The organism is Ruegeria pomeroyi DSS-3 (assembly GCF_000011965.2).
Classification (GTDB): domain Bacteria; phylum Pseudomonadota; class Alphaproteobacteria; order Rhodobacterales; family Rhodobacteraceae; genus Ruegeria_B; species Ruegeria_B pomeroyi.
Map to the genome: position 1 here is coordinate 1,372,499 of NC_003911.12, position 24,278 is coordinate 1,396,776.

General features: G+C 65.8%; 27 protein-coding genes. 14 read left to right on the forward strand and 13 right to left on the reverse strand.

What is annotated here, in order from left to right; all coding sequences use genetic code 11:
* Window positions 1–97: 97 nt before the first annotated feature.
* From SPO_RS06665 to SPO_RS06680, 4 genes are read right to left on the reverse strand one after another with little or no spacing between them, the layout of a single operon-like run.
* Entirely contained in the window at window positions 98–850 is a 753-nt protein-coding gene (locus tag SPO_RS06665) for a phosphate/phosphite/phosphonate ABC transporter substrate-binding protein (protein ID WP_011047047.1), read from the reverse strand.
* Complete coding sequence (locus SPO_RS06670; RefSeq protein WP_011047048.1) at window positions 847–1,284, reverse strand: TerB family tellurite resistance protein; 438 nt, start codon at window positions 1,282–1,284, stop codon at window positions 847–849. The genes SPO_RS06665 and SPO_RS06670 overlap by 4 nt, the downstream gene beginning before the upstream one ends.
* Before the next feature lie 26 nt (window positions 1,285–1,310).
* Window positions 1,311–1,754, reverse strand: a complete 444-nt coding sequence (locus tag SPO_RS06675) for a TerB family tellurite resistance protein (protein ID WP_011047049.1) — start codon at window positions 1,752–1,754, stop codon at window positions 1,311–1,313.
* A gap of 42 nt (window positions 1,755–1,796) precedes the next feature.
* Window positions 1,797–2,090 carry a DUF1330 domain-containing protein gene (locus tag SPO_RS06680; protein ID WP_030003196.1) on the reverse strand — a complete coding sequence of 98 codons (294 nt, stop codon included), beginning with the start codon at window positions 2,088–2,090 and terminating at the stop codon, window positions 1,797–1,799.
* A 96-nt stretch (window positions 2,091–2,186) separates the two neighbouring features.
* Between SPO_RS06680 and SPO_RS06685 the strand changes: the two genes are divergently transcribed.
* Entirely contained in the window at window positions 2,187–3,227 is a 1,041-nt protein-coding gene (locus SPO_RS06685; protein ID WP_011047050.1) for a dipeptidase, read from the forward strand.
* A gap of 192 nt (window positions 3,228–3,419) precedes the next feature.
* Here SPO_RS06685 and SPO_RS06690 read toward each other — a convergent pair whose 3' ends face one another.
* Both SPO_RS06690 and secG read right to left on the reverse strand, forming a co-directional pair.
* Window positions 3,420–5,063 (reverse strand): CTP synthase, encoded by a 1,644-nt coding sequence (locus tag SPO_RS06690; protein ID WP_011047051.1) that lies wholly within the window; start codon window positions 5,061–5,063, stop codon window positions 3,420–3,422.
* Window positions 5,064–5,225: 162 nt separating this feature from the next.
* Window positions 5,226–5,591: a preprotein translocase subunit SecG gene (gene secG, locus SPO_RS06695; protein ID WP_011047052.1), complete on the reverse strand. Its 366-nt coding sequence runs from the start codon at window positions 5,589–5,591 to the stop codon at window positions 5,226–5,228.
* Between the two features lie 151 nt (window positions 5,592–5,742).
* On the opposite strand from secG, the gene nthA reads away from it, so the two are divergent.
* Genes nthA through SPO_RS06710 form a run of 3 tightly spaced genes read left to right on the forward strand, consistent with a single transcriptional unit; the run spans window position 5,743 to window position 7,357 of the window.
* Window positions 5,743–6,357 carry a nitrile hydratase subunit alpha gene (nthA, locus tag SPO_RS06700; protein WP_011047053.1) on the forward strand — a complete coding sequence of 205 codons (615 nt, stop codon included), beginning with the start codon at window positions 5,743–5,745 and terminating at the stop codon, window positions 6,355–6,357.
* On the forward strand, window positions 6,354–7,028 hold the full coding sequence (gene nthB / locus SPO_RS06705; RefSeq protein ID WP_011047054.1) for a nitrile hydratase subunit beta: 675 nt from the start codon (window positions 6,354–6,356) through the stop codon (window positions 7,026–7,028). The genes nthA and nthB overlap by 4 nt, the downstream gene beginning before the upstream one ends.
* The gene (locus tag SPO_RS06710) at window positions 7,025–7,357 is read left to right on the forward strand and encodes a nitrile hydratase accessory protein (protein WP_011047055.1); all 333 of its coding nucleotides are present in this window, start codon (window positions 7,025–7,027) and stop codon (window positions 7,355–7,357) included. The genes nthB and SPO_RS06710 overlap by 4 nt, the downstream gene beginning before the upstream one ends.
* A 10-nt stretch (window positions 7,358–7,367) precedes the next feature.
* On the opposite strand, the gene SPO_RS06715 is transcribed toward SPO_RS06710, so the two are convergent.
* Window positions 7,368–7,601 (reverse strand): DUF2842 domain-containing protein, encoded by a 234-nt coding sequence (locus SPO_RS06715; protein ID WP_011047056.1) that lies wholly within the window; start codon window positions 7,599–7,601, stop codon window positions 7,368–7,370.
* A complete protein-coding gene (locus SPO_RS06720) occupies window positions 7,601–8,893 on the reverse strand; it encodes an adenylosuccinate synthase (RefSeq protein ID WP_011047057.1) in 1,293 nt (430 codons plus the stop codon). The genes SPO_RS06715 and SPO_RS06720 overlap by 1 nt, the downstream gene beginning before the upstream one ends.
* Before the next feature lie 155 nt (window positions 8,894–9,048).
* Between SPO_RS06720 and SPO_RS06725 the strand changes: the two genes are divergently transcribed.
* Window positions 9,049–9,444: a DUF6524 family protein gene (locus tag SPO_RS06725; protein WP_011047058.1), complete on the forward strand. Its 396-nt coding sequence runs from the start codon at window positions 9,049–9,051 to the stop codon at window positions 9,442–9,444.
* 73 nt (window positions 9,445–9,517) lie between these two features.
* Here the strand turns inward: SPO_RS06725 and SPO_RS06730 are convergent, their stop codons facing one another.
* On the reverse strand, window positions 9,518–11,581 hold the full coding sequence (locus tag SPO_RS06730; protein ID WP_011047059.1) for a hypothetical protein: 2,064 nt from the start codon (window positions 11,579–11,581) through the stop codon (window positions 9,518–9,520).
* Window positions 11,582–11,720: 139 nt separating this feature from the next.
* Between SPO_RS06730 and SPO_RS06735 the strand changes: the two genes are divergently transcribed.
* Window positions 11,721–12,413 carry a thiamine diphosphokinase gene (locus tag SPO_RS06735; RefSeq protein WP_011047060.1) on the forward strand — a complete coding sequence of 231 codons (693 nt, stop codon included), beginning with the start codon at window positions 11,721–11,723 and terminating at the stop codon, window positions 12,411–12,413.
* Here SPO_RS06735 and SPO_RS06740 read toward each other — a convergent pair.
* From SPO_RS06740 to SPO_RS06755, 4 genes are all read right to left on the reverse strand, one after another.
* Window positions 12,358–13,272, reverse strand: coding sequence for a DMT family transporter (locus tag SPO_RS06740; RefSeq protein ID WP_011047061.1), 915 nt, complete (start codon window positions 13,270–13,272; stop codon window positions 12,358–12,360). The two genes, SPO_RS06735 and SPO_RS06740, sit on opposite strands and share 56 nt — an antisense overlap.
* 134 nt (window positions 13,273–13,406) lie before the next feature.
* Complete coding sequence (locus tag SPO_RS06745) at window positions 13,407–14,780, reverse strand: L-serine ammonia-lyase (protein WP_011047062.1); 1,374 nt, start codon at window positions 14,778–14,780, stop codon at window positions 13,407–13,409.
* Between the two features lies 1 nt (window position 14,781).
* On the reverse strand, window positions 14,782–15,483 hold the full coding sequence (locus tag SPO_RS06750) for a glutathione S-transferase family protein (RefSeq protein WP_011047063.1): 702 nt from the start codon (window positions 15,481–15,483) through the stop codon (window positions 14,782–14,784).
* Window positions 15,484–15,590: 107 nt separating this feature from the next.
* A complete protein-coding gene (locus SPO_RS06755; RefSeq protein WP_011047064.1) occupies window positions 15,591–16,037 on the reverse strand; it encodes a hypothetical protein in 447 nt (148 codons plus the stop codon).
* A gap of 75 nt (window positions 16,038–16,112) precedes the next feature.
* Here SPO_RS06755 and SPO_RS06760 point away from each other — a divergent pair, with 75 nt between their 5' ends.
* From SPO_RS06760 to SPO_RS06795, 8 genes are all read left to right on the forward strand, one after another.
* Window positions 16,113–16,544: a MarR family winged helix-turn-helix transcriptional regulator gene (locus SPO_RS06760; RefSeq protein ID WP_011047065.1), complete on the forward strand. Its 432-nt coding sequence runs from the start codon at window positions 16,113–16,115 to the stop codon at window positions 16,542–16,544.
* Between the two features lie 94 nt (window positions 16,545–16,638).
* Entirely contained in the window at window positions 16,639–17,427 is a 789-nt protein-coding gene (gene rpiA / locus SPO_RS06765) for a ribose-5-phosphate isomerase RpiA (protein ID WP_011047066.1), read from the forward strand.
* Window positions 17,428–17,568: 141 nt separating this feature from the next.
* Window positions 17,569–18,927: a glutathione-disulfide reductase gene (gor, locus tag SPO_RS06770; protein ID WP_011047067.1), complete on the forward strand. Its 1,359-nt coding sequence runs from the start codon at window positions 17,569–17,571 to the stop codon at window positions 18,925–18,927.
* Between the two features lie 74 nt (window positions 18,928–19,001).
* Complete coding sequence (gene hflK, locus SPO_RS06775) at window positions 19,002–20,153, forward strand: FtsH protease activity modulator HflK (RefSeq protein ID WP_011047068.1); 1,152 nt, start codon at window positions 19,002–19,004, stop codon at window positions 20,151–20,153.
* On the forward strand, window positions 20,153–21,028 hold the full coding sequence (hflC, locus tag SPO_RS06780) for a protease modulator HflC (protein ID WP_011047069.1): 876 nt from the start codon (window positions 20,153–20,155) through the stop codon (window positions 21,026–21,028). The genes hflK and hflC overlap by 1 nt, the downstream gene beginning before the upstream one ends.
* Window positions 21,029–21,181: 153 nt before the next feature.
* Complete coding sequence (locus tag SPO_RS06785; RefSeq protein WP_144083972.1) at window positions 21,182–22,390, forward strand: hypothetical protein; 1,209 nt, start codon at window positions 21,182–21,184, stop codon at window positions 22,388–22,390.
* Window positions 22,387–22,584 (forward strand): DUF2065 domain-containing protein, encoded by a 198-nt coding sequence (locus SPO_RS06790; protein WP_011047071.1) that lies wholly within the window; start codon window positions 22,387–22,389, stop codon window positions 22,582–22,584. Before SPO_RS06785 ends, SPO_RS06790 begins: the two co-directional genes overlap by 4 nt.
* Window positions 22,585–22,779: 195 nt before the next feature.
* On the forward strand, window positions 22,780–24,237 hold the full coding sequence (locus SPO_RS06795) for a DegQ family serine endoprotease (RefSeq protein ID WP_011047072.1): 1,458 nt from the start codon (window positions 22,780–22,782) through the stop codon (window positions 24,235–24,237).
* The last annotated feature ends 41 nt before the right edge of the window (window positions 24,238–24,278 follow it).

The following is a 24,278-nucleotide window of genomic DNA, read 5'->3' on the forward strand; positions in this document are numbered from 1 at the left end:
TGTCTTGTTTTGTTTGTTAGGCCGGTACTAGGTCGGAAAATCCGACACATTGCAATGTTCAAATCGACGGTTTGTACCGGTTAACCCGACGAAATGATCAGTCTGCGGGACAAATAGCAGACGGCGCTGGCGGATTGGGGACGCTCAGATAGGCTGAGGCGGGAATGTCGACCAGCCCCTCGAGATGCAGGGCCGCGCGGTCGTCCGGGTCAAGATTCGCGATCGCTGTCCGGACCGCGGCGGCAATCACGGCCCGGTCCCGGCCCGGCGCGGTGATATAGGGCAGCACCGGGGTGGGGGCGGTATGGGCCACCTCGCGCAGCCGCCCGCCCAGATCGGTATGTTCGCACAGCAGGGTCCAGGTCAGCGCATCCAGCGCCGCCAGATCGGCCCGCCCCTCGGCGACGGCAGCGGCCGAGGCCGCATGCGCGCCGCTTTCCAGCAGCGCGGCGGGGGCCAGCCCGTCCGCCTGCAGATGGGTCATCGGCGCGGCCCAGCCCGATTGCGACAGCGCCTCGTTATAGGCAAAGGTCCCGCCCACCAGCTCGGGCAGCGCCCGTGTATCGTCGACCCGCGCCACAAAGACCGAGCGGTAATGCCCCGGCGGGCAGTCTGGCAGCCCATAGTCGGGGGTGCCCACCAGTTGCAAATGGCCATGCAGCCGGGCGCGATAGGGCATGCCGCAGGTCTGTGCCAGTACCAGATCGGGGTCGCGCCAGATCGTCCAGACATCGCGCGTGCGGTCGAGCGTTTCGGGGCCATAGCCCAGTTCGGAGCGGATCAGCGCCCAGAATCGGTCATTGGCGGCCCGCAGGGGCGGCATATCATACATGCCCAGCATGGCGCTCATCGCTGTGCGGCCCGTTGCCGGGCCAGGGCGGAATCGCGGTCGTTGACGCCCAGCAGGTTCGCCACCAGCCGCAACAGCGCGTCCTCTTCCTGGGCGCGTTCTCCGTCGGCCAGCACCACCGACCAAAGTGCCTCGACAACGGCGCGGCGGTCCTCGTAGGCGACGGCCTCCTTGATGGCGCGGGTAAAGCGGACGGTATCGGGTGCCTCGGCCTCCAGCTCCTCGGCGCGGGCGCGCAGCTGCGCCGCCTCGAACGGACCCAGCCCATAGCGGGCAGCGGCGATCCGATCGATCCGGTCGCGCTCGGCCTGGGCATAGTCGTTGTCCGACCTGGCAATCCGAACCAGCAGCGCGGTCAGCGCCAGACGCGCATCGCCATCATCAAGCGGTGCGGGCTGCGGCTGGGTCAGCCGGGTCAGGAAATCTCGGAACATGGCGGCTCCATCCGGGTCTGTGGCGCTTAGCCCGCGCGCGCCAGAATACGCTCGCGCGCGCTGTCGCTGTCCTTGCGGCTAAGCCCCATGGCGATGCGCGCCTCTTCGAGGATCTTGAGTTCGCCCTCGCGCTGCTCGCCATCGGCCAGCACCACCTCCCAAAGCGCATCTAGCGCGGCAAGCCGCTCTTCGAGGCCGGTGGTCTCGCGGATCAGCTTGCCGAACGTGTCGGTCTCGGGGGCGGCGGCGTGCAGCTTTTCGCAGGTGGCGCGCACCTTGGCCGCCTCGATGGCGTTGTGACCATAGAGCCGGGCCAGGATACGGTCGATCAGACTGATCTCCTCGACCTGATAGTCGCGATCGGCCTGCGCGACGCGCACCAGAAGCGCGCCCAGGGCCAGCTCGGCATCGGGGTCGGGCAGGGGCGCGGGCGTGGGAGGGCGAAAGGCCTGAAGGAACTTTTTCAGCATGGGCGCAATCTATCCCATATCTTGGGTCCGGCCAAGCGGGATCTACCCGTCATAGCCTTCGATGATGACCAGATCTCCGGTCGAGACCGGATCGCGCAGCGCTTTTGCAGCCTGATACCCGGGACTGTCATAACAGGCCAGCGCCGCCTCGTAGCTGGGAAACTCGATCACCACGGTGCGCGCGCGCGCCTGCCCCTCGGGGGTCTGGCGCCCGCCGCCGCGCACCAGGAATCGGGCGCCGTATTCGGCAAAGGGCGCCGCGTTGGCGGCGATATAGCGCTTGTAGATCTCCATGTCGTCCACATCCACATGGGCGACCCAATATCCCTTGGGCATCACAATCTCCTTGTCGTTTCCGGCGCAGGGTGGCCCGCATCGCGGGGCGATGCAATCCCGCTTGTACCGGCGCGGGAATCGGGCAAACCTGCCCGCATGATCGTGTTTGACGGCCACAACGATGTTCTGACCGAACTGGTCCGCGCCGGCGGGCGGGCGGCGGCGGGCGGCTTTCTGAGCGGCCTGCCGGGGCAGCTCGATCTGCCGCGCGCCCGGGCGGGCGGGTTCGGCGGCGGTTTCTTCGCGCTCTGGGCACGTTCGGAGGGGGCGACGGATTTCAGCACGCTCGGGCCGGAATACGACCTGCCGCTGCCGGAACCGGTGCCCGAGGCGCAGGCCTGGGAGATGATCCGGGCGCAGGCCGATACGCTGGTTGCGCTGGAAGAGGCGGGCGCGGTACGGATCTGCACCAGTACCGCCCAGATCGCCCGGGCGCGGGACGAAGGGCTGCTGGGCGCGATCCTGCATCTGGAAGGGGCCGAGGGAATCGGCCCCGATTTCTATGAACTGGAAGAGCTCTACGCGCTGGGCCTGCGTTCGCTGGGGCCGGTCTGGAGCCGGCCCAATGCCTTTGGCCATGGGGTACCCTTCCGTTATCCCTCTGGCCCCGATATCGGGCCGGGCCTGACCGAGCGCGGCCGCGCCCTGATCGCGCGCTGTGAGGAGTTGCGAATCCTGATCGACCTCAGCCACCTGAACCTGGCCGGGTTCCGCGAGGTGGCCGCGCTGTCGAAACGGCCGCTGGTGGCGACCCATTCCAATGCCCACGCGCGGGTGCCCCATGCGCGCAACCTGACCGACGAACAACTGCGGATCATGGCCGAGAGCGGCGGGCTGGCCGGGGTGAATTTCGAATCCACTTTCCTGCGCCCGGACGGGCGCCCCGATGACGACATCCCGGCGGCCTGGCTGCTGGCGCAGTTCGATCATCTGCTGGACAGGCTGGGCGAAGAGGGGGTGGCGATCGGCTCGGACTATGATGGCTGCACACCGCCTGCATGGCTCAATTCGGTCGACAAGCTGCCGGCGCTGATCGCGGCGATGGAGCGGCACGGCTACCCTGCGGCCCGGATCGAGCGCATCTGCTGGGGCAACTGGATGCGGGTACTGGCCGAAACCTGGGGCGAGTCCGCCTGACTGTTGCAAAAATGAGCGCCTGCGGCGCGCTCTTCTGGTGCCGCGCCTTCGGCGCGGGATGCGAGGCGCTGCCTCGCGCTCCGGAGTATTGCGGACCAGAAAGAAGCCGAAACTGGGACCTGCTTCTTTCTGGTTCCAAATACCTCCGGGGGAGTCTCCGTAGGGGACGGGGGCAGAGCCCCCATCCGCCGGTCAGACCAGGCGCGAGCTTTCCTTGGCCGCGCGTACGAAATCGGCAAACAGCGGGTGCGGGTCGAAGGGTTTGGATTTCAGTTCGGGATGGTACTGGACCCCGATGAACCACGGGTGATCCGTCCATTCGACGATCTCGGGCAGACGACCGTCGGGCGACATGCCCGAGAAGCAGAGGCCTGCCTTTTCCAGCTGCTCGCGGTATTTTATATCCACCTCGTAGCGGTGGCGGTGGCGTTCCTCGATCGCGGTGCCGCCATAGACCTCGGCGACCCTGGAGCCTTCCTTGAGGACCGCGTCATAGGCGCCCAGCCGCATGGTGCCGCCCTTGTCGTCATCGACCTTGCGGCTGACCTTGTAATTGCCCTGCACCCATTCCTTGAGGTGATAGACCACCGGTTCGAACCGTTTCTTGCCGGCCTCGTGGTCGAACTCTTCGGAGCCCGCGCCGGCGATGCCGGCCACGTTACGCGCCGCCTCGATCACCGCCATCTGCATGCCCAGGCAGATGCCCAGATAGGGCACCTGATGTTCGCGGGCATATTGCGCCGCCTTGATCTTGCCTTCGGTGCCGCGCTCGCCAAAGCCGCCGGGCACTAGAATGGCATGGAAGCCTTCGAGATGGGGGGCGGGGTCTTCCTTTTCGAAGATCTCGGCATCGACCCATTCGATGCGCACCTTGACCCGGTTGGCCATGCCGCCATGGGTCAGCGCCTCGGCGATCGACTTGTAGGCGTCTTCGAGCTGCACGTATTTGCCGACGATGGCGATCTTGACCTCGCCTTCGGGGTTGTGGACGCGGTCGCTCACATCCTCCCATTTGGTCAGGTCCGGCTTGGGCGCCGGGCTGATCTGGAAGGCGTCCAGCACCGCCTGGTCCAGCCCCTCGCGGTGATAGGCCAGCGGCGCGTCGTAGATCGTGCTCAGATCTTGCGCGGCGATCACGCTGTCGGGGCGCACATTGCAGAACAGCGCCAGTTTCTCGCGTTCCTTCTGCGGGATCGGCCCTTCGGAGCGGCAGACCAGGATGTCGGGGGCCAGACCGATCGAGCGCAGTTCCTTGACCGAGTGCTGGGTCGGCTTGGTCTTCAGCTCGCCGCTGGCCTTGATATAGGGCAGCAGCGTCAGGTGCATGAAGATGCACTGGCCGCGCGGCTTGTCCTGGGAAAACTGGCGGATCGCCTCGAAGAAGGGCAGGCCCTCGATATCGCCGACCGTGCCGCCGATCTCGCAGAGCATGAAATCGACCTCGTCCTCGCCGATCGAGATGAAGTCCTTGATCTCGTTGGTGACATGGGGAATGACCTGAATGGTCTTGCCCAGATAGTCGCCGCGGCGTTCCTTCTCCAGCACGTTGGAATAGATCCGGCCAGAGCTGACCGAGTCCGTCTTGCGCGCCGCCACTCCGGTGAAGCGTTCGTAATGGCCAAGGTCCAGATCGGTCTCGGCGCCGTCGTCGGTGACAAAGACCTCGCCATGTTCAAAGGGCGACATGGTGCCCGGATCGACGTTCAGATAGGGGTCGAGCTTGCGCAGGCGGACCGAGAAGCCGCGCGCCTGCAGCAATGCGCCCAATGCGGCCGAGGCCAGCCCTTTGCCAAGCGAAGAAACGACACCGCCGGTGATGAAGATGAAACGCGCCATGAGTGTTCGGCTGCCCCCGTGAGAAGTCAGAATTCAGCTGCCCGGCGGTTTCGAAAAAACCGCAGCATCACGGGACTTCACTAATAAAGGATTCGCGCCAATTGCGCAAGAGAACCGCAAGATGCTGTTGCGGTTCTTACCAGGGATGCAAACTGTTGTGGATCAGTCGGCCTTGGGCACCAGGGGTGCATTGTCGCCCGCGCTGGGCGGCAACAGGTCGCTGCCTGCCGGAACGCTGGGCGTGGCCGGCTCGGATGTCGCGGGGGCCGGTACGCCCAGCCGCTCGATCACCGAGGTGCCTGCCGCCTTTTGCGCCGCGATGACGGTCAGGGTGATCGAGGTCAAGATGAAGGCCACCGCCAGCACCCATGTCACCTTGCTGAGCGCGGTTGCGGCCGCCCGGCCGGTCATAGCGCCACCGCCGCCGCCGCCCATGCCCAGGCCACCACCTTCGGACCGCTGCATCAACACGATGGCGATCAGGCCCAGAGCCAGGAGAAGGTGAATGATGAGGACGACGTTTTCCATGGTATTCCTGCGGCCGGTGGCGTGTACCGCGTGGTATCTATGCAAGTTTGCCCGCAGGGGCAAGCCACGAGTTTTGGATCACCTTCGGTTATGCATTTCATCACCGCAAAGAGGCTGGACAGCGGCGGGGTGGCGCGGCAGTCTCCGCCGCATGCCACATGATCATCACGACCACCCGCATTCCCTTCTTCCCTCGGACCCGGCGCTGCGCGTCAAGGCGCTCGAGACGATCCTGACCCGCAAGGGGCTGATCGACCCCGCAGCGCTGGACGAGATCATCGACACCTATCAGAATCGCATCGGGCCGCAGAACGGCGCCCGTGTGGTGGCCCGTGCCTGGGCCGATCCGGCGTTCAAGGCGGCGCTGTTGGCCGATGCCATGCCCCTGTTGACCGAGTTGGGATATTACGGGCGGCAGGGCGAACATATGGTCGTGGTCGAGAATACGCCCGAGACCCACAACATGGTCGTCTGCACCCTGTGCAGTTGCTATCCGTGGCCGTTGCTGGGCATTCCGCCGGGCTGGTACAAATCCGACGCCTATCGGTCGCGCGCGGTGCGCGAGCCGCGCAAGGTGCTGGCCGAGTTCGGAGTGAGCTTGCCTGAGGGGACCTCGGTGCGCGTGTGGGATTCGACCGCCGAGATCCGCTATCTGGTGCTGCCGATGCGCCCCGAGGGGAGCGAGGGCCTGGACGAGGCGGCGCTGGCCGCGCTGGTGACGCGCGACAGCATGATCGGCACCGGGCTGGCGCGGGTGCCGGCATGACGCGCGTTCATGACATGGGCGGGCGGTTCGGCGATGGCGTTATCACGCCCGAGCCCGATGGCATCCCTCAGCTGGCCGACTGGCAGGCGCGCGCGCTGGCGTTGACGCTGGCGGCGGGCTCGTTGGGGCAATGGAATATCGACATCTCGCGCCATGCGCGCGAGCGGCTGTCACCGGCGGATTATGGCCGCTTCAGCTATTTCGAGAAATGGATCGCGGCGCTGGCCGATCTGCTGGTCGAGGCCGGAGTGCTGACCGAGGATGACTTGCGCGGGCGGGGGGATACGGGCACGCACCCGCTGGCCGAACGCGCGCTCAAGGCCGAGGCGGTGGCGGCTGTGCTGGCGCGCGGCGGTCCGGCCGACCGCCCGTCGAACGTGGCGGCGCGGTTCGAGGTGGGGCAGATGGTGCGCACCCTGCGCCCGGCGGCGAACCGGCTGGTCGATGGCGGCCATACACGGCTGCCCGCCTATGCGGCGGGCGCGCGCGGGCGGATCGTACTCAAACACGGCAGCCATGTGTTGCCCGACAGCAGCGCGCACCGGCTGGGCGAGGCGCCCGAGCCGCTTTATGCGGTGGCCTTCCCGGCCTCCGAGCTCTGGGCCGACCCCGAGGCGCCGGGGGATGAGGTGGTGCTGGACCTCTGGCAGAGCTATCTGGAGCCGGCATGAGCGAGTGCCCCGATATCGCCGCGCCCGAGCCGGTCTTTGCCGAACCCTGGCATGCGCAGGTCTTTGCCCTGACGGTGCATCTGAACGAGGCCGGGCGGTTCACCTGGGCCGAGTGGGTGGACCGGTTTTCCGCCACGCTGAAACGCCACGGGTTGTCGCGCGATCTGGATGGCGGTGCGGATTACTTCGATGCCTGGCTCGAAACGCTCGAGACGCTGCTCAGCGAAGAGGGCACGGCAGGGCCCGAGGAGCGCGCCCGCATGCGCGCGGCCTGGGAGCAGGCCTATCTGTCAACGCCGCACGGCCAGCCGGTGCGGCTGGCGGACTGATCCGGGCGGATCAGCCCTTGTCGTCGGGGTCGGCCTGACCGACCCCGCGAAACACCGGCTTCAGCGGCAGGATCCACAGGATCCCGAGGCCGATGAAGATCACCAGCTCGACCAGCATCGGCAGCCCGTCGAACCGGGCGCGCAGCCAATCCGTCAGGGTGACCGCCACCACGATGTAAAGCGGCAGCGCCACCAGCAGGACGACCAGCGACCAGCGGCGGCGCGCCTTGTGCGACAGCGCCATCAGTCGGCGAACGGGTCGGTCACCAGGATGGTGTCCTCCCGCTCCGGGCTGGTCGAGACCATGGCGACCGGGCAGTCGATCAGTTCTTCGACGCGGCGGACGTATTTGATCGCATTGGCGGGCAGGTCGGCCCAGCTGCGCGCACCTTCGGTCGATTCCGACCAGCCGGGCATCTCCTCGTAGATCGGCGTGCAGCGGGCCTGCTGATCGGCGGCGGTGGGCAGGTAGTCGAGCCGGGTGCCGTCCAGATCGTAGCCGACGCAGATTTTCAGCGTTTCGAACCCGTCCAGCACGTCAAGCTTGGTCAGCGCGATGCCGTTGATGCCGCTGGTGGCGCAGGTCTGGCGCAGCAGCGCGGCATCAAACCAGCCGCAGCGCCGCTTGCGCCCGGTGGTGGTGCCGAATTCATGGCCACGGGTGCCCAGACGCTCGCCATCGGCATCGTCCAGCTCGGTCGGGAAGGGGCCTTCGCCCACCCGGGTGGTATAGGCCTTGACGATCCCCAGCACATAGTCGATCGCGCCGGGGCCGATGCCGACACCGGTTGCCGCCTGACCTGCAATCACGTTCGAGGAGGTGACAAAGGGATAGGTGCCAAAGTCGATATCCAGAAGCGCGCCCTGGGCGCCTTCGAACAGGATCCGCTTACCCGCCTTGCGCTTTTCGTTCAGCACCTTCCAGACCGGGGCGGCAAAGGGCAGAATCTGTGGCGCGATCTCGCGTAGCGAGACCAGCAGCGCGTCACGGTCGATCGGATCCAGCCCCAGACCCGAGCGCAGCGCGTTGTGATGCACCAGCGCCCGGTCAACCCGCAGTTCCAGCGTCGCGGCATCGGCCAGGTCGGCAACACGGATGACGCGGCGGCCAACCTTGTCTTCGTAAGCGGGGCCGATGCCGCGCCCGGTGGTGCCGATCTTGGCCACCGAATTCTGATTTTCGCGGGCGCGATCCAATTCGCCATGAAACGGCAGGATCAACGGCGTGTTCTCGGCGATCATCAGGGTTTCGGGGGTGATCTCGACGCCCTGGTCGCGGATGGTGGCGATTTCCTTGACCAGGTGCCAGGGATCCAGCACCACGCCATTGCCGATCACGCTCAGCTTGCCGCCGCGCACCACGCCCGAGGGCAGCGCGTGCAGCTTGTAGACCTCGCCGTCGATCACCAGCGTATGACCGGCGTTATGGCCGCCCTGAAAGCGCGCGATCACATCGGCGCGCTCGCTGAGCCAATCCACGATCTTGCCCTTACCCTCGTCGCCCCATTGGGCGCCGACAACGACGACATTGGCCATATCTGGTCCTTTGCTGGTGTTACAAACCCGCGCCCATATACCGGTGCGCGCGCGGCAGGGAAACCGCATTTTCGCCGCATGTGATCTGAATCACTGGACAGATTCGTCTATATGCGCGATTCTCAGCGGCAAAAAAAGAACAGGCGGTTCGGGACATGGGCATTTTCCTGCGATGGATGTTTGCCTTCGGGTTGTTGGCGCTGACCTACAACCCGACGGAGATCAATTATGTCAGATGGGCATACTGGAACTACCAGACCCATCTGTCGGTGGCGGTGTTCATGGGGCTGCTGCTGACCATCGGCTATATCATCTATCTGCGCGCGACCCTGCGCTCGATCGGCCCGTTCGGCATGGCGCTGGTCCTGTCGGTCATCGCCTCGCTCTTGTGGGTCCTGTTCGATTTCGGCCTGCTGCATCTGGACAACACCACGGTGAATGTCTGGCTGGGTATTTTCGCGCTGTCGGTGGTGCTGGGAATCGGCCTGAGCTGGAGCCATGTGCGGCGCCACCTGGCCGGGCAATCCGATGTCGACGATGTGGACGAGTAGATATCACCCCTGAAATGCAAAACGGCGCCCCTGCTACGGGGCGTCGTTTTGCATTTCTGCGTCTGTCAGAGGGTCAGCCGGCGGCGCGGCTGTCGGGGCGGAACCCGATCTGACCCGAGGCGGTGAACTGACCGTTGGCGGTTTTCTTCAGCTTGCCCTCGCGCAGGAGCTGCCCGAACGAGCGCAGCCCGTCCTCGCGGTTGAACTCCTGATCGTCGAGCTGGCGCACCTTGTTCATCAGTTGCGGGCGCGAGAACTGGTCGCGGCCCTCGACAAAGGACAGGTACGAGGCGGCGGCCTCCAGCAGCTCGTGCAGGCCGCTGGCGCCGGTTTCGGCGACGAAATCGGCAAAGCTGCCATCCGCCGAGGCTGCGGCGGCGGGCGCTTCGGCCACCAGGTTGGCCACCCGGCGCGGGCGGATCGGACCGCTGTTTGCGCCGCGCTTGATGTCGACCCGCTGTTCGGCCACCAGTTTCAGCGGGGCGGGATGATCCTCGCCGCGCGCGCGCGGGGTGTTGCCACTGGCGACGGGGCGGCGCGGGCGCACCACTTCGGACAGGTCCGTGCGATAGGCGTCCTCGCTGGAATGGCTGCCCAGCGTGCCACCGGCCGACCGTTCGGCGCGGGTCGCGGCGACCGCGGCGCGCATCTGCGAATAGGTCTCGCGGGTGCTCGACAGATCCGGGTCGTCCAGTTTCTCGTCGGCGGCAGCCAGCAGGCGCGAGATATCGTCGTCGCCACCGGCAAGCGCGGATTCGGCAATCGCGCGGCCGCTTTGATCGTCGTCCTCGGCATCCTCATCCGCCTCAGCAAACAGCGATCCGTCCACATCCGAGGTGTCTTCGTCATCGTCCATGCTCAGCAGGTCGATATCGTCATCCTCGTCCTCATCGTCTTCAGCGGTTTCGCCCACGGCGCGCTCGGCCAGATATTCCGCCTCGACGGCGGCGAGTTCGCGCAGCAGGTCGTCCTCGTCCTCGGGCGAAAGAGAGCCGGCCATCGGGGCGGCGTCCTCTTCGTCGACGGCCTCAACCTCGACAGCCTCGATCTCGGTGCGCTTGATCTTGGCGACACGCACGGCGACGCGCGGTTGCGGCTCGTCCTCGGCCTCGACCTCGGGCTTGGCGGCCTCCTCCATCACCTCCTCGGCGAGGGCCTCCTCGGCAAGAGCCTCTACGGCGATTTCTTCGGTAAGCGCCTCTTCGGCCTCTGCCATGCCGCCGGCGAAACGCGCGGCCAGCGCGCTGTCGATCTGATCGAGCGGGGCCGCGTCCTCTTCGGCCACGTCATCGGCATGTTCGTCTTCGGAATAGGCCGCCTCGGCCTGGTGCGCCTGTTCGTTGCGCGAGACCACAGCGCGGATGCGCTGCAGTTTGGCGGCAATGGAATCGGGTTCCGCAGCAACTTCGGGGGCGGGTTCGACGGGTTCAGCCAGGGGCAGGAGGTCGATCTCGGCCAGAACCTCGTCCTCTTCGTCCACCGCCTCGTCCTCGGGCAGGTTTTCGAACTGGGAGGCGATGCTGGCGAGCAGGGCATCGGCCTCCTCTTCATCCTCTGCCGCAGCGGCGATCTCTTCGGCGTCTGCCTCGAGCGCGACTTCGGCTTCCGCTTCGGTCTCTGCCTCTGCTTCGGCCTCTGCCTCGACCGCGTCTTCCGCCTCGACCTCTGCGATCACCGGTGTCTCTTCGGGCGCCGGTTCGGGGGTCAGATCACTGGGTTCGGGCGCGGGCGCTTCGGCGACCGGCTCTGTGATGGGAGCTTCGGCGACCGGCTCTGCGATGGGGGCTTCGAGGGGAGCTTCGACAGCGGCGGGCGCTGCGGGCGCAGGCTCTGCGGCGACGGGCTGTGCATCCTCGACGGCGGCCAGCGCGGCGGGCGCAGCGGCGGCTGCGCGCAGCACGATTCCCTTGTCATCGCGTCGCGCCTCGACCTGGCGGGCGATCTCGCGTTCCGCGATGCGGGCCAGCATCTCGGCATCGGGTTGCGGCGGTTCGGCGCCGAAATACCTGTCATCGGCGGCGAGGTCCCGGAAGTACTCGGCAATGGCCTTCATCGTGTCGAAGGAATCCTCGAACCCTTCCAGGGTGCAGGAAAACGTCCCATACGAGACGGTCAAGACCTTGTTGTTCTGTACCATGGGATGCTCGTCCTCTACATAGTTGTGCCTAAGCGTTTACCATCCCTTGGGCGTCAATTTCGGCCCGATTCTGTGCAAATGAGCGTATCATTTTGTGACTACAATATGTCCTGTTTCCGGAAAGGGCGACAATCCCGCCATGAAAACCGCGATTGTTGAAGCATCGGAACCAGTAACCCTGGTCGGGGGCGGTGAACTCGGCATCGGAGACCTGGAACTGGCGCTGGAGCGCGCCAGAACCCTGGTCGCCGCCGATAGTGGCGCGCTGGCGGCGCTGGCGCAAGGGCGGATGCCCGATGCGGTGATCGGGGACATGGACAGCCTGCCGGCGCTGCATCGGGTGCGCATTCCCGAGGAGCGTCTGCACCGCGTGCCCGAACAGGATAGCACGGATTTCGACAAGGCACTGCGCCATATCGCGGCGCCGCTGGTGCTGGGGGTGGGGTTTCTGGGCGCGCGGGTGGATCACCAGCTGGCCACGTTCAACGCGATGGTGCGGCATGCGGATCGGCCTTGCGCGCTGATCGGCGCGACCGAGGTAATCTTTCACCTGCCGCCCCGGCTGGAGCTGGACCTGGTGCCCGATGATGTGGTCTCGCTGTTTCCGCTGGCGTCGGTCACGGCGCGCTCCGAGGGGCTGTTCTGGCCGCTGGAAGGGCTGCATATGGCGCCCGACGGCCAGATCGGCACCTCGAACCGGGCGACCGGGCCGGTGGTGATCGAGGCGGCGGGGCCGGGATTGCTGGCGATGGTGCCGCGCGGGGCGCTGGACGGGGTTATCCGCTGGTTTCTGTCGCCGCGCTGCGGGCGGTGGCCTGCTCGCGCAGGATGACGTAGAGGCCGGCCGCCATGGTGATCAGGATGCCCAATGCCGCCAGCCCGTTGGGCAGGTCGTGGAAGATCAGCCAACCGATGGCGGTGGCGACAGGGATTTCCAGATATTGCATCGGCGCTAGCGTTGCCGAAGGCGCATAGCGCAGCGACCAGGTCATCAACAGATGCGCCGCGGTGCCGAGCACGCCGATGGCCAGCAGCAGCCAGAGTGTTGTGCCCGAGGCTGTCACCAGGGTCAGCGCCTCGACCCCTGCGGCGTGACCGATCAGCAGCACCGGGGTCAGGGCCACGCAGGCCATGACGCCCGAGACCGCCTGAAGCGCGATCGGGTCGGTGTCCTTGGCCAGTTGCCTTGTGACCAGCATGAACAGGGCAAAGACCACCGCCACCAGCAACGGCAACAGGGCGGGCAGGCCGACCTCGGCAAAGCTGGGCTGGATCACCAGAAGCGTGCCGGCAAAGCCCACGATACAGGCGCCAAGGCGGCGGGGGCCAACCTCTTCGCCCAGAACGTATTTGCCCAGCAGCAGCATGATGAAGGGCATGACAAAGGCGATGGCGATGGCATCGGCGAGCGGCAGATAGCGCAGGGCGGTGAACATGGCCCAGATGCCCACGATATGCAGTAGGGTGCGCAGGGCGGTCAGGCGCAAGAGCCGCCCGCGCAATTGCCAGGGGCGCCCGGTGGCCTGGACCAGCGGGATCAGGATCACGGCCTGAATGGCAAAGCGCACGAGCAAGAGCTGCATGGTGGGCATGGTGCCGCCCAGCAGCTTGGCCAGCGCGTCGCCCATCGGGGCAAGCACGCAGAAGCCAAGCATCAGGAAGATGCCGAGAAGGGGGCGGTCGGCGGTCATTGCGCCACGCTAGTTTCCCGGTGGGGGCGATACAAGCGGCGAACAGTCAAAGGGGCCGGAATTTTGCAAAAATTCCGGTTCAGAAAATCGCAGATTTTCTGGGCCATTTTCTGTGTCAGAAAATGGCGCCAGCCTCAGCAGTTCGGCACGTTGACCGCCAGTCCGCCCAGCGAGGTTTCCTTGTACTTCTCGTGCATGTCGGCGCCGGTCTGGCGCATCGTCTCGATCACCGCATCGAGCGGCACGAAATGCTTGCCGTCGCCGCGCAAGGCCAGCGAGGCCGCCGAGACCGCCTTGATCGCGGCCAGCCCGTTGCGTTCGATACAGGGCACCTGTACCAGCCCCTTGACCGGGTCGCAGGTCATGCCGAGGTGATGTTCCAGCGCGATTTCAGCTGCGTTTTCCACCTGTTCGGGGGTGCCGCCCATCACCGCACAGAGGCCTGCTGCCGCCATGGCGGCGGCGCTGCCGACCTCGGCCTGACAGCCGGCCTCGGCGCCCGAGATCGAGGCGTTGTACTTGACCAGCCCGCCGATGGCGGCGGCGGTCAGCAGGAAATCCTCGACATGGCTGGGGGCGGCGCCCGGCACATGGTCGAGGTAGTAGCGCAGCACCGCGGGCAAGGTGCCCGCCGCGCCGTTGGTGGGTGCGGTCACCACCTGGCCACCGGCGGCGTTTTCCTCGTTTACCGCCATGGCATAGACGCTCATCCAGTCGTTGATCGTATGCGGTGCGTTCAGGTTCATGCCGCGTTCGGCCACCAGCGCGTCATGGATGCCCTTGGCGCGGCGGCGCACATTGAGGCCGCCGGGCAGGATGCCATCGGTGGCCAGCCCGCGTTCGATACAGTTGTTCATCACTTCCCAGAGCCGCGCGGTGCCCTTGGCGAAGGAGATCTCGCAGCCGCGCGCGATCTCGTTGGCGCGTTTCATCTGGGCGATGGATTTGCCCGAGGCAGCGGCCATCTCCAGCATCTCGGCGGCGGATTTGAACGGGTAGGGCACCGGCGGGCCGTCATTGGTGTCCTTGCCCTGGGCCAGTTCCTCTTCGGTCAGCACAAAGCCGCCGCCGACCGAATAGAACACCTGCCGCAGGATCACGTCGCCCTGCGCATCGGTGGCCATCAGGATCATGCCATTGGCATGGCCCGGCAGGGTGTGGTCATAGTCGAAGACCAGGTCGCGTTTGGGGTCGAAGGCCAGCACCGGCAGGCCCTCGGGCGTTACAGTATGGGTCGCGTGGATCGCGGCCAGCGCGGCTTCGGCCTTGTCGTTGTCATAGCTGTCGGGGACAAAGCCCGCGAGGCCGAGGATGGTGGCGCGGTCGGTGGCGTGACCCACACCGGTAAAGGCCAGCGAGCCGTGCAGCGAACCCTTGACCCCATGAAACTCGAAGGGCGAGGCGCGCATCATGTCGAGGAAGCGTGCGGCGGCCACCATCGGCCCCATGGTGTGCGACGAGGACGGGCCGATGCCCACTTTGAACATGTCGAAGACGGAGAGGAACATATCAGGTAGCCGAACCTTCTGGCGGGTTTGCGTGATGGGGGGCGGTGAACGGGGTGCCGCCCAGCCCCTCAGCCACTTGCGCGGCGCGGGTGGCGGGGCGGGTTTCCAGCGCCGCAAGGATGCGGTGCAGATGGGGCGTATCGGCGGCGGCGAACCAGCTGCGGTCGGCGTCGAGCGGATAAAGCGCCAGCCAGCGCATCAGGCAGGCCAGGTACCAGCTCAGCACCGAGGGTGCCTCGGGCGACAGCCAGTCCGGCGCCTCGACCGCCACCGCATCGAGCAGGGCCAGATGAGTGCGCAGACGCGGGCGCAGGCCCGCGCGCAGAGTCTCGGCCTGGGCCTCAGCGATGTATTTGTCGGGATAGAACAGCATGCGCATATCCGCATGCAGCGTGTTCGAGGCGAAGAACAGCCATTTCAGAATGGCGCCGCGCGCCGGATCGGCGGGGGCGGGGGCCAGGCGGCCATGGGTATCGGCAAGCCAGAGCAGGATGGCGGCGGTCTCGAAGACCGGGCCTTGCGGGGTTTCCAGCACCGGGATCAGCCCGGCGGGGTTGAGCGCGCGATAGGCGGCGCCGTCCTGCGCCCGGCTGGCGCGGTCGACCAGCACGGTTTCATAGGGCAGGCCCATATCCTCCAGCGCCAGCCGGATCACCAGCGAGGCGTTGTCGGGGGCATAATGGAGGCGGTAGGGCGCGGTCATGCGCCTCGGTATAGGGCGGATCGGCGATTCCCCAATCCCTGATTGCGACGTTTCCCATCGGAAACGCGCATCTTTACATCATGTATGCACGGGGGGATGCATTGGCATCAGGCGGCCCGCGCGATGCGGCGGCGGTGCAAGGCCAGACCGGCGCGCAGGTTCAGCGTCAACAGGGTGATGTTGGTGGCGCCCGCCAAAAGCTCCAGCGCCTGCACCGCGTAAAAGAGCGTGTCGAACTGGCCCGCATTGGCGCGGATGGCCAGGAACACGGCGCTGGGCAGCAGGATCAACAGACCATTGGCGGCGATCAGCTTCATCCGGCCCGATTTGGCCGCGACTACGGGCAGGCGCCAGCCCTTGCCCAGGGCCGCACCGGTGGCGCCAGCAGTGGCCATGGCGGGGATCAGCAGCGCCATGCCGTAAAGGATCGCGATCTTGACCTGCGCGATCTGGGCATGGGTGCCAAACAGCTCGACCAGCGCGGTCGAGGTCCAGAAACAGGCGATGGTGAGCAGGGCCACGGACCCGCTCAAGGCATGCAGTTTGCGTTTCATCGCGGAATCTCCATTTGGATAGTGTGCTATTTAAATAATCTTGCATAGCACACTATGCAATGAGTAAGCCGAGCCATGGATCAGTTTCAGCAAAATTCGGCCGGGTATCTGGCCAATCACATGGCGCGGCTCTTTGCGGCGGGGCTGGCGCGGCGCATCCAGCCGCTGGGCCTCGCCCCTGCGCAGTTCATGGTGCTGCTGGAGCTGTGGCACGACGACGGGCGCACCCAGGCCGACCTGACCGCCGCACTGGATGTGGAACAGGCGACCATGGCCAATACGCTCAAACGGATGGAGCGCGACGGGCTGATCCGGCGCGAACCCTCGGAGGAGGACCGCCGCGCCCGGCTGATCCACCTGACCGACCGCGCCCGCGCGCTGGAGGCCCGCGCCAAGGCGGCGGCAGAGATGCAGAATGCGCAGGCGCTGGCGGGGCTGGAGGAGGCGGAAAGGACCGCCTTCACCGGGCTGATGCGCCGGGTCATTGCCAATATGCAGCGCGGGTAAGGCTCGGTAGCGGACGCCTGTCGGCAGGATTTGGTCTCGCAGTTGGGCGGGTCGTTGCGTATAAGGCAGACAACCAGCAACAGGGGATGCTGCCATGACCGGAGAACTCTCGCCCATCGACAAGGCGAAATTCGTTGCCGCCAAACGGGCGGCCGATCTGGTCGAGGACGGGATGCGCGTGGGTCTGGGCACCGGCTCGACCGCCGCCTGGCTGGTGCGCTGCCTGGGCGACATGGTGCGCAAGGAAGGGTTGAAGATGCGCGGCGTGCCGACCTCGACCCGGACCGCGCAACTGGCGCGAGAGGTGGGGATCGAGGTGATCACGCTGGATGAGGCGCGTTGGCTGGATATCACCATCGACGGGGCAGACGAGTTCGACGGCGACCTGAACCTGATCAAGGGCGGCGGCGGTGCGCTGCTGCAGGAAAAGATCGTGGCGACTGCCTCTGACCAGATGGTGGTGATCGCCGATCTGGGCAAGGAGGTCAGCCGGCTGGGTGCTTTTCCCCTGCCGGTTGAGGTGATCCCGTTCGGCTGGCAGACCACCCAGGCGCTGCTGGAGGAGACGCTGATCTCGATGGATGTGCTGGGGCGGACGGCGACCTTGCGGATGAATGGCGACACGCCGTTTGTCACCGACGAGGGCAATCATATCCTCGACCTTCACCTGCAACGGATCGGCAATGCCCGGCAGTTGGCGCTGGTGCTGAACCAGATCCCCGGCGTGGTGGAAAATGGCCTGTTCATAGATATCTGTGATACCGTTGTGGTGGGCCATGGCGACGGGCGGGTGGAAATCCGCGATATCAACCAGGGCACGGTCGAACATGACCGGCTCGATTTTGTCGAAAGCGACAACCTGTTTACCGATCTGGCGGATTGAGCGCGCGCTCACGCGGGCGTGATCGGCGTTGTTTTCGGCAGGGCCGGCCATATGTGAACAGCTCACGCAGGGCCGACCGGCCGGCACAGGATCAAAAGGCCGCCGCCCGCCAGGGCAGCGGCGGGACTACGAGGCGAATAGATGAGTTTTGACTACGACCTTTTTGTCATCGGCGGCGGTTCGGGCGGCGTGCGCGCGGCGCGTGTCGCGGCGGGCGAGACCGGGGCAAAGGTGGCACTGGCCGAAGAAGACCGTTATGGCGGCACCTGCGTGATCCGGGGCTGTGTGCCCAAGAAGCTGATGGTATTTGCCAGCGAATATTCCGGCATGGTCGAGGATGCGCAGGCCTATGGCTGGAACATCCAGCCGGGCGCGTTCGACTGGGACGTGTTCCGCAGCAAGCTGTATACCGAGCTGGACCGGCTGGAGGGCGTCTATCGCAACATCCTCAAGAACAACGGGGTCGAGACATTCGACATGCGCGCGCGGCTGGTCGATGCCCATACGGTCGAGCTGTCGGACGGCACCCGCAAGAGCGCCAAGCATATCCTGATCGCCACCGGTGGCCGCCCGGTCAAGCCCGAGATCAAGGGCGCAGAGCTGGCCATCACCTCGAACGAGATTTTCCATCTGGACAAGCTGCCCGAGCGGATGCTGATCGTGGGCGGCGGTTACATCGCCTGTGAATTCGTGGGCATCATGAACGGCATGGGCGTCGAGGTGACGCAGTATTATCGCGGCGCCCAGATCCTGCGGGGTTTCGATGACGAGGCGCGCGGGCTGGTCAGCGAGGAGATGTGCCAGAACGGCATCAAGCTGCATCTGGGCACCAATGTGCTGGAGATGGAACGCGAAGGCGACCGGATCCGGGTCAAGGCTACCAATGGCGACGAAGAGCTGTTCGACCAGGTGATGTTCGCCACCGGCCGGGTGCCCAATGCCGACCACCTCGGACTCGAGGGGCTGGGCGTCGAGCTTGGTCGCAAGGGTCAGATCGTGGTGGATGACTACAGCCAGACGGCGGTGCCCTCGATCTATGCGATCGGCGATGTCACCGACCGGGTCAACCTGACGCCGGTTGCGATCCGCGAGGGCATGGCCTTTGTCGATACCGTGTTCCGGGGCAAGCCGACGCCGGTCGATCACGCGCTGATCCCGACCGCGATCTTTACCCAGCCCGAGATGGGCACCGTGGGTTTGAGTGAGGAGGAGGCCGCAGCGCAGGAGCCGGTCGAGATCTATGCGACCTCGTTCAAGCCGATGCAGACCGCCTTTGCCGGGCGCAGCCAGCGGGTGCTGATGAAACTGATCGTGTCAAAGGCCACGCGCAAGGTTTTGGGCTGCCATATCGTGGCCCCGGGCGCGGGTGAAATGATCCAGCTGGTCGGCATCGCGGTCAAGATGGGCGCCACCAAGGAGGACTTCGACCGAACGGTTGCGGTTCACCCGGTTATGGCCGAAGAACTGGTCACCCTGCGGCAACCGGTCCGCAGTGCTTGATTTACGGAGCAAAATGCTCAGGTTAAGGAACAGGCCGGTCACGGCCGTGTGAACAACAAGGAGACGGAAACCAGATGGCGGGCAACTCAGGTGGCCCCTGGGGGGGCGGAGGCTCTTCCGGTGGCGGCGGAAACAGGGGAAACAATGGCGGTCAGCGGCCGCCCGAAGGTGATGGCCCGCAGATCCCCGAGATCGACGAATTGGTCAAGAAGGGCCAGGAACAGCTGCGCGTCCTGATGGGCGGGCGCGGCGGATCCGGCAACCGGGGCGGCGGCAACGGTCGCGGCACCGGCGGCGGTGGCGGCCCGGCCTTTACCCGGGGCACCGTGGGTCTGGGCCTTGTGGTTGCGCTTGGTCTCTGGGGCATGGCGAGTTTCTATACCGTCAAACCCGAAGAACAGTCGGTTGAACTGTTCCTGGGCGAGTTTTCCGGCATCGGTACCGAGGGTCTGAATTTTGCCCCCTGGCCGCTGGTCACTGCCGAGGTGATCCCGGTCAAGGTCGAACAGACCGAGACCATCGGCTCGGGCGGGCGCGGCAGCGATGCCGGGCTGATGCTGACCGGGGACGAGAACATCGTCGATATCGACTTCCAGGTGGTGTGGAACATCACCGATCCGGCCAATTTCCTGTTCAACCTGCGCGACCCGCGCCAGACCATTCAGGCGGTGTCGGAATCGGCGATGCGCGAGATCATCGCGCAGTCGGAACTGGCACCGATCCTCAACCGGGACCGTGCGGTCATCGCAGAGCGGCTCAAAGACCTGATCCAGCTGACGCTGGACAGCTATAACTCGGGCATCAACATCGTCCGGGTCAACTTTGACGGGGCCGACCCGCCAGAGCCGGTCAAGGATGCCTTCCGCGAGGTTCAGTCGGCAGGTCAGGAACGCGACCGGCTGGAAAAACAGGCCGATGCCTATGCCAATACGGTTCTGGCCGGCGCGCGCGGTGAAGCGGCGCAGGTGCTGGAAGAGGCCGAAGGCTATCGCGCCCGCGTGGTGAACGAGGCCCAGGGTGAGGCCAGCCGCTTCCTCGCGGTGCTCGAGGAATACTCCAAGGCGCCCGACGTGACCCGCAAGCGTCTCTATCTGGAGCGGATGGAGCAGGTGCTGGGCGATATCGACAAGGTGATCCTGGACGGCGAAGGCTCGGGCAGCCAGGGCGTGGTGCCCTATCTGCCGCTCAACGAGCTGCGCAAATCCAGCGACAAGGAGAACAACTGATGCGGAAATCGACCTTTCTCCTGCCCATCGTCGTGGTGCTGGTTGCGCTGGGCCTGTCGTCGCTGTTCATCGTGGACGAGCGCGAAAAGGCGCTGGTGCTGCAATTCGGCCGGGTGATCGACGTCAAGGAAGAGCCGGGACTGGCCTTCAAGATCCCGCTCATCCAGGAAGTGGTGCGCTATGACGACCGCATCCTCAGCCGCGAAGTCGGCCCGCTGGAAGTCACCCCGCTGGATGACCGCCGTCTGGTGGTCGACGCCTTTGCCCGCTATCGCATCGTCGATGTGCGGCAGTTCCGTCAGGCCGTGGGTGCCGGTGGCATCGCCACCGCCGAAACGCGGCTCGATTCGATCCTGCGCGCCAAGACGCGCGAAATCCTCGGCTCGGTCAGCTCGAACGATATCCTGAGTTCCGACCGTGCCGCGCTGATGCTGCGCATCCGCAACGGTGCCATCTTCGAGGCCCGCGATCTGGGGCTTGAGGTGATCGACGTGCGGCTGAAGCGGACCGACCTGCCCGAAGCCAACCTGAACGCCACGTTTGCCCGGATGCGGGCCGAGCGTGAACGCGAAGCCGCCGACGAGGTGGCGCGCGGTAACGAGGCGGCGCAGCGGATCAGGGCCCAGGCCGACCGGACCGTGGTCGAACTGGTCTCGGAAGCGCGCCGCGAGGCCGAGATCGTTCGCGGTGAGGCCGACGCACAGCGCAACGGCATCTTTGCCGAGGCCTTTGGCAAGGACCCGGAATTCTTCGAGTTCTACCGCTCGCTCTCGGCCTATGAAAAGGCGCTGCAAGGGGGCAACAGCTCGATGGTGATGAGCCCGGATTCCGAGTTCTTCAACTATCTGAAGTCGCCCTCGGGCCGGTCAGAATAAGCCTCAGGGCATGTCACAGACAGGGAAAGGGCCGGCCATTGCGCCGGCCCTTTTCGCGTTCTCCCGACAGTTGTCTTGATCCCCGGGCATGAATGCCGTCAAATGCGGCAAAACCGGAATTCAGGAATTGAAATGCGATTGATTTATGCCTGTTTGACGGCCCTTACCCTGGCCGCCCCGGCGTTGGCGGAGCCTGCCATCGTGCTGGGCGATACCGCCTATGACACCTATGGCAAGCGGGTCTCGGTCAGCAGCGTCGTGCGCCTGGCCACCATCACCGGCGATCGCGCCAGCATGAGCGCGACCCGCGCCTATCTGCCGGCGGGCAAGATCCTGTTGGTCGGGCGCGGCCCGCTGTGCCGCAAGCAATCGCTCGATCTGTGGTGCTTTGCCGTTACCCAGGATGGTCTGCCCGTCTATGTGCGGGCCGACAGCAAGGGCTATTTCAAGGCCGATGGCTATGACGGGTTCATCGCCGTGGCGCAGCGTCCGGGGGCAGTGCAAACCACCGATGGAAGGGTGCTGGAATACAGCAGCTCCGAGCGTTACCAGCTGGTCGATCACAGCGAGGACACGGTGACGCTGGCCGTTGGCCCCGAGAACCGCAAGCCGGGTTTTGACGCCGCCACCACGGTCGAAATCCCGCGCGAGGACAGCGATTTCGTCTTTGTCGATACCGACGAGCTGCGCAGCGACACCAGCTATGCGCCGATCCGGCCCCTGACGCGGGGCGATGCGCTGGCGCGGCTGGGGGCGGATATCATCGGCCTCGATCTGGACGCGCAAAGCTTTCGCGAGGCGCGCGATTTCTTTGAGCGTCTGCTGGTCGAAGAGAAGAATTGCAGCGACGAGATCACCCTGGAACAGAGCGCTGGCATAGAGCTGGCGGCGGGGGTTGGCGGATTGCTCTCGGCGATCGACGCCAAGCTTCAGATCACCGCGACCTACGCCAAAAGCACGAGCTATCCCAAGGGGATGCAGATGCGCGCCCTGCGCTATGTGCAGGATCTGCCCGGCGAGGGCGCGCGTTTCTTCGAGATCTGGGAACGGCTGAGTCACGAGGATGACAGCTGCAAGGGTGTCGTCTCGGCCCGGCTGACCGGGGCGGATGATGCCGAGCGCGGTGGCGAAAGCGGCGAGATCACCACCCAATCGGCCCGCGACATGGGGCTGGGGGTCAGCGAAAGCCGCAAGTTCCCCTCCTATTCCTGCGATCGTGAGTATTTCACCGCACTCGACCATCTGACCTCGGCCGACGGGCGGCTGTCGCAGGCGGCCGCCGAGCTGCTGGTCACCTATGCAATGCGCTATCAGGGCGATGGCGGTATCAAGTCCTGCCGCAACCGGGGTGCCACCGGATGAGCGGCCTGCTGCTGCTCGGCCTTGGGCTGGTGCTGATCGTCGAGGGCGCGGTCTATGCGCTGGCACCGGGTATCGTCGAACGGCTGCTGGACATCCTGCGCAGCCTGCCGCTGGCGGCGCGGCGCCAGACCGGATTGCTGAGCATGGTGATCGGTCTGATCCTTGTCTGGGCCGCCTATCAGATCGGGTTTTGACCGCTTTTGCGGACGCCGGGGCGCTCGCGCCTTCATTTCCCCGCGATCCCGAGTTGCGGGCGGAGGCAAACTGACTACATTGTTGAACGAGACAGTGACCGGGCAGGGCCGTGCCCTCCGGTCGGCAGGTAGGTATCAAGGAGACCCCCAGTGCAGCCAAAGGCACGCAGCATCGCCCGGACGCAGGACAGCAGGATGACCACAAACGCCCGGTTGATGGCGCTGGCAGGTCTGAGCGTGCTGTTCCTCCTGCTCCAGACCCTCATCGCGCAGGCAAGGCCCGAGAGCCTGGCGCCGCTGGCGGACAAGGTCAGCCCGGCGGTGGTGAACATCACCACCTCGACCCTGGTCGAAGGTTCGACCGGTCCGCAGGGGATCGTGCCCGAAGGTTCGCCCTTCGAGGATTTCTTTCGCGAGTTCCAGGATCGCAATGGCGGCGGGGACCGGCCCCGGCGCAGCTCGGCCCTTGGGTCGGGCTTCGTGATCTCCGAGGATGGCTATATCGTCACCAACAATCACGTGATCGCCAAGGCCGACGAGATCCTGATCGAGTTCTTTCCCGGCGATGGTCAGCCGGCGCGCGAATTGCCCGCCAAGGTGGTGGGCACCGACGAGAACACCGATATCGCCCTGTTGAAGGTCGAGGCGGACGGGCCGCTGAAATATGTCAAGTTCGGCAATTCCGACACCGCGCGCGTGGGTGATTGGGTGATGGCGATGGGCAACCCGCTGGGGCAGGGCTTCTCGGTCTCGGCCGGTATCGTGTCGGCCCGCAACCGGGCGCTCAGCGGCAGCTATGACGATTATATCCAGACCGATGCGGCGATCAACCGGGGCAATTCCGGCGGCCCGCTGTTCAACATGGATGGCGAGGTGATCGGGGTGAACACCGCGATCCTGTCGCCCAATGGCGGCTCGATCGGCATCGGTTTCTCGATGGCCTCGAACGTGGTCACCAAGGTGGTGGGCCAGCTGCGCGAATATGGCGAGACCCGTCGGGGCTGGCTGGGCGTGCGCATCCAGGACGTGACCGAGGACATGGCCGAGGCGATGGGGCTGGAAAAGACCGGTGGCGCGCTGATCAGCGATGTGCCCGAGGGGCCTGCCAAAGAGGCCGGGCTGAAGGCCGGCGATGTCATCGTCAGCTTTGACGGGGCCGAGGTGCGCGACACCCGCGATCTGGTGCGCCGCGTCGGCGAGAGCGAGGTCGGCAAATCGGTGCGCGTGCTGGTGTTCCGCGATGGCGGCACCCAGACCATTCTGGTGACGCTGGGCCGGCGCGAGGATGCCGAACGCGCCGGTTCCGGCTCTGAGGAAGAGGGCGAAGGCGGCCAGACCACCCCAGAGGCCAGCAAGAAAGAGTTCCTGGGCCTGACGGTCAGCGTGCTGACGGCCGAGATGCGGGCCGAACTGGGCCTGGCCGAGGATGCGACCGGTCTGGCGATTGTCGCGGTCGATGAGGCTTCGGAAGCCTTTGAAAAGGGGCTGCGCACCGGCGATGTCATCACCGAGGCGGGGCAGCAGAAAGTGGCCACGCTGGCCGATCTGGAGACCCGCATCGACGAGGCGCGCGAGGCGGGGCGCAAATCGCTGCTGCTGCTGGTGCGCCGGGGCGGTGAACCCCGCTTCGTGGCGCTGAGCCTCGGCCAGTGACACCAACAAGGATCGACAGCAAGGCGGCCGGGTTTCCCGGC

Excerpts from the sequence above, each read along its gene's own strand:
- SPO_RS06665 (WP_011047047.1), bottom strand. The coding sequence starts at position 850 with ATGAGCGCCATGCTGGGCATGTATGATATGCCGCCCCTGCGGGCCGCC.
- SPO_RS06670 (WP_011047048.1), bottom strand. The coding sequence starts at position 1,284 with ATGTTCCGAGATTTCCTGACCCGGCTGACCCAGCCGCAGCCCGCACCG.
- SPO_RS06675 (WP_011047049.1), bottom strand. The coding sequence starts at position 1,754 with ATGCTGAAAAAGTTCCTTCAGGCCTTTCGCCCTCCCACGCCCGCGCCC.
- SPO_RS06680 (WP_030003196.1), bottom strand. The coding sequence starts at position 2,090 with ATGCCCAAGGGATATTGGGTCGCCCATGTGGATGTGGACGACATGGAG.
- SPO_RS06685 (WP_011047050.1), top strand. The coding sequence starts at position 2,187 with ATGATCGTGTTTGACGGCCACAACGATGTTCTGACCGAACTGGTCCGC.
- SPO_RS06690 (WP_011047051.1), bottom strand. The coding sequence starts at position 5,063 with ATGGCGCGTTTCATCTTCATCACCGGCGGTGTCGTTTCTTCGCTTGGC.
- secG (WP_011047052.1), bottom strand. The coding sequence starts at position 5,591 with ATGGAAAACGTCGTCCTCATCATTCACCTTCTCCTGGCTCTGGGCCTG.
- nthA (WP_011047053.1), top strand. The coding sequence starts at position 5,743 with ATGCCACATGATCATCACGACCACCCGCATTCCCTTCTTCCCTCGGAC.
- nthB (WP_011047054.1), top strand. The coding sequence starts at position 6,354 with ATGACGCGCGTTCATGACATGGGCGGGCGGTTCGGCGATGGCGTTATC.
- SPO_RS06710 (WP_011047055.1), top strand. The coding sequence starts at position 7,025 with ATGAGCGAGTGCCCCGATATCGCCGCGCCCGAGCCGGTCTTTGCCGAA.
- SPO_RS06715 (WP_011047056.1), bottom strand. The coding sequence starts at position 7,601 with ATGGCGCTGTCGCACAAGGCGCGCCGCCGCTGGTCGCTGGTCGTCCTG.
- SPO_RS06720 (WP_011047057.1), bottom strand. The coding sequence starts at position 8,893 with ATGGCCAATGTCGTCGTTGTCGGCGCCCAATGGGGCGACGAGGGTAAG.
- SPO_RS06725 (WP_011047058.1), top strand. The coding sequence starts at position 9,049 with ATGGGCATTTTCCTGCGATGGATGTTTGCCTTCGGGTTGTTGGCGCTG.
- SPO_RS06730 (WP_011047059.1), bottom strand. The coding sequence starts at position 11,581 with ATGGTACAGAACAACAAGGTCTTGACCGTCTCGTATGGGACGTTTTCC.
- SPO_RS06735 (WP_011047060.1), top strand. The coding sequence starts at position 11,721 with ATGAAAACCGCGATTGTTGAAGCATCGGAACCAGTAACCCTGGTCGGG.
- SPO_RS06740 (WP_011047061.1), bottom strand. The coding sequence starts at position 13,272 with ATGACCGCCGACCGCCCCCTTCTCGGCATCTTCCTGATGCTTGGCTTC.
- SPO_RS06745 (WP_011047062.1), bottom strand. The coding sequence starts at position 14,780 with ATGTTCCTCTCCGTCTTCGACATGTTCAAAGTGGGCATCGGCCCGTCC.
- SPO_RS06750 (WP_011047063.1), bottom strand. The coding sequence starts at position 15,483 with ATGACCGCGCCCTACCGCCTCCATTATGCCCCCGACAACGCCTCGCTG.
- SPO_RS06755 (WP_011047064.1), bottom strand. The coding sequence starts at position 16,037 with ATGAAACGCAAACTGCATGCCTTGAGCGGGTCCGTGGCCCTGCTCACC.
- SPO_RS06760 (WP_011047065.1), top strand. The coding sequence starts at position 16,113 with ATGGATCAGTTTCAGCAAAATTCGGCCGGGTATCTGGCCAATCACATG.
- rpiA (WP_011047066.1), top strand. The coding sequence starts at position 16,639 with ATGACCGGAGAACTCTCGCCCATCGACAAGGCGAAATTCGTTGCCGCC.
- gor (WP_011047067.1), top strand. The coding sequence starts at position 17,569 with ATGAGTTTTGACTACGACCTTTTTGTCATCGGCGGCGGTTCGGGCGGC.
- hflK (WP_011047068.1), top strand. The coding sequence starts at position 19,002 with ATGGCGGGCAACTCAGGTGGCCCCTGGGGGGGCGGAGGCTCTTCCGGT.
- hflC (WP_011047069.1), top strand. The coding sequence starts at position 20,153 with ATGCGGAAATCGACCTTTCTCCTGCCCATCGTCGTGGTGCTGGTTGCG.
- SPO_RS06790 (WP_011047071.1), top strand. The coding sequence starts at position 22,387 with ATGAGCGGCCTGCTGCTGCTCGGCCTTGGGCTGGTGCTGATCGTCGAG.
- SPO_RS06795 (WP_011047072.1), top strand. The coding sequence starts at position 22,780 with ATGACCACAAACGCCCGGTTGATGGCGCTGGCAGGTCTGAGCGTGCTG.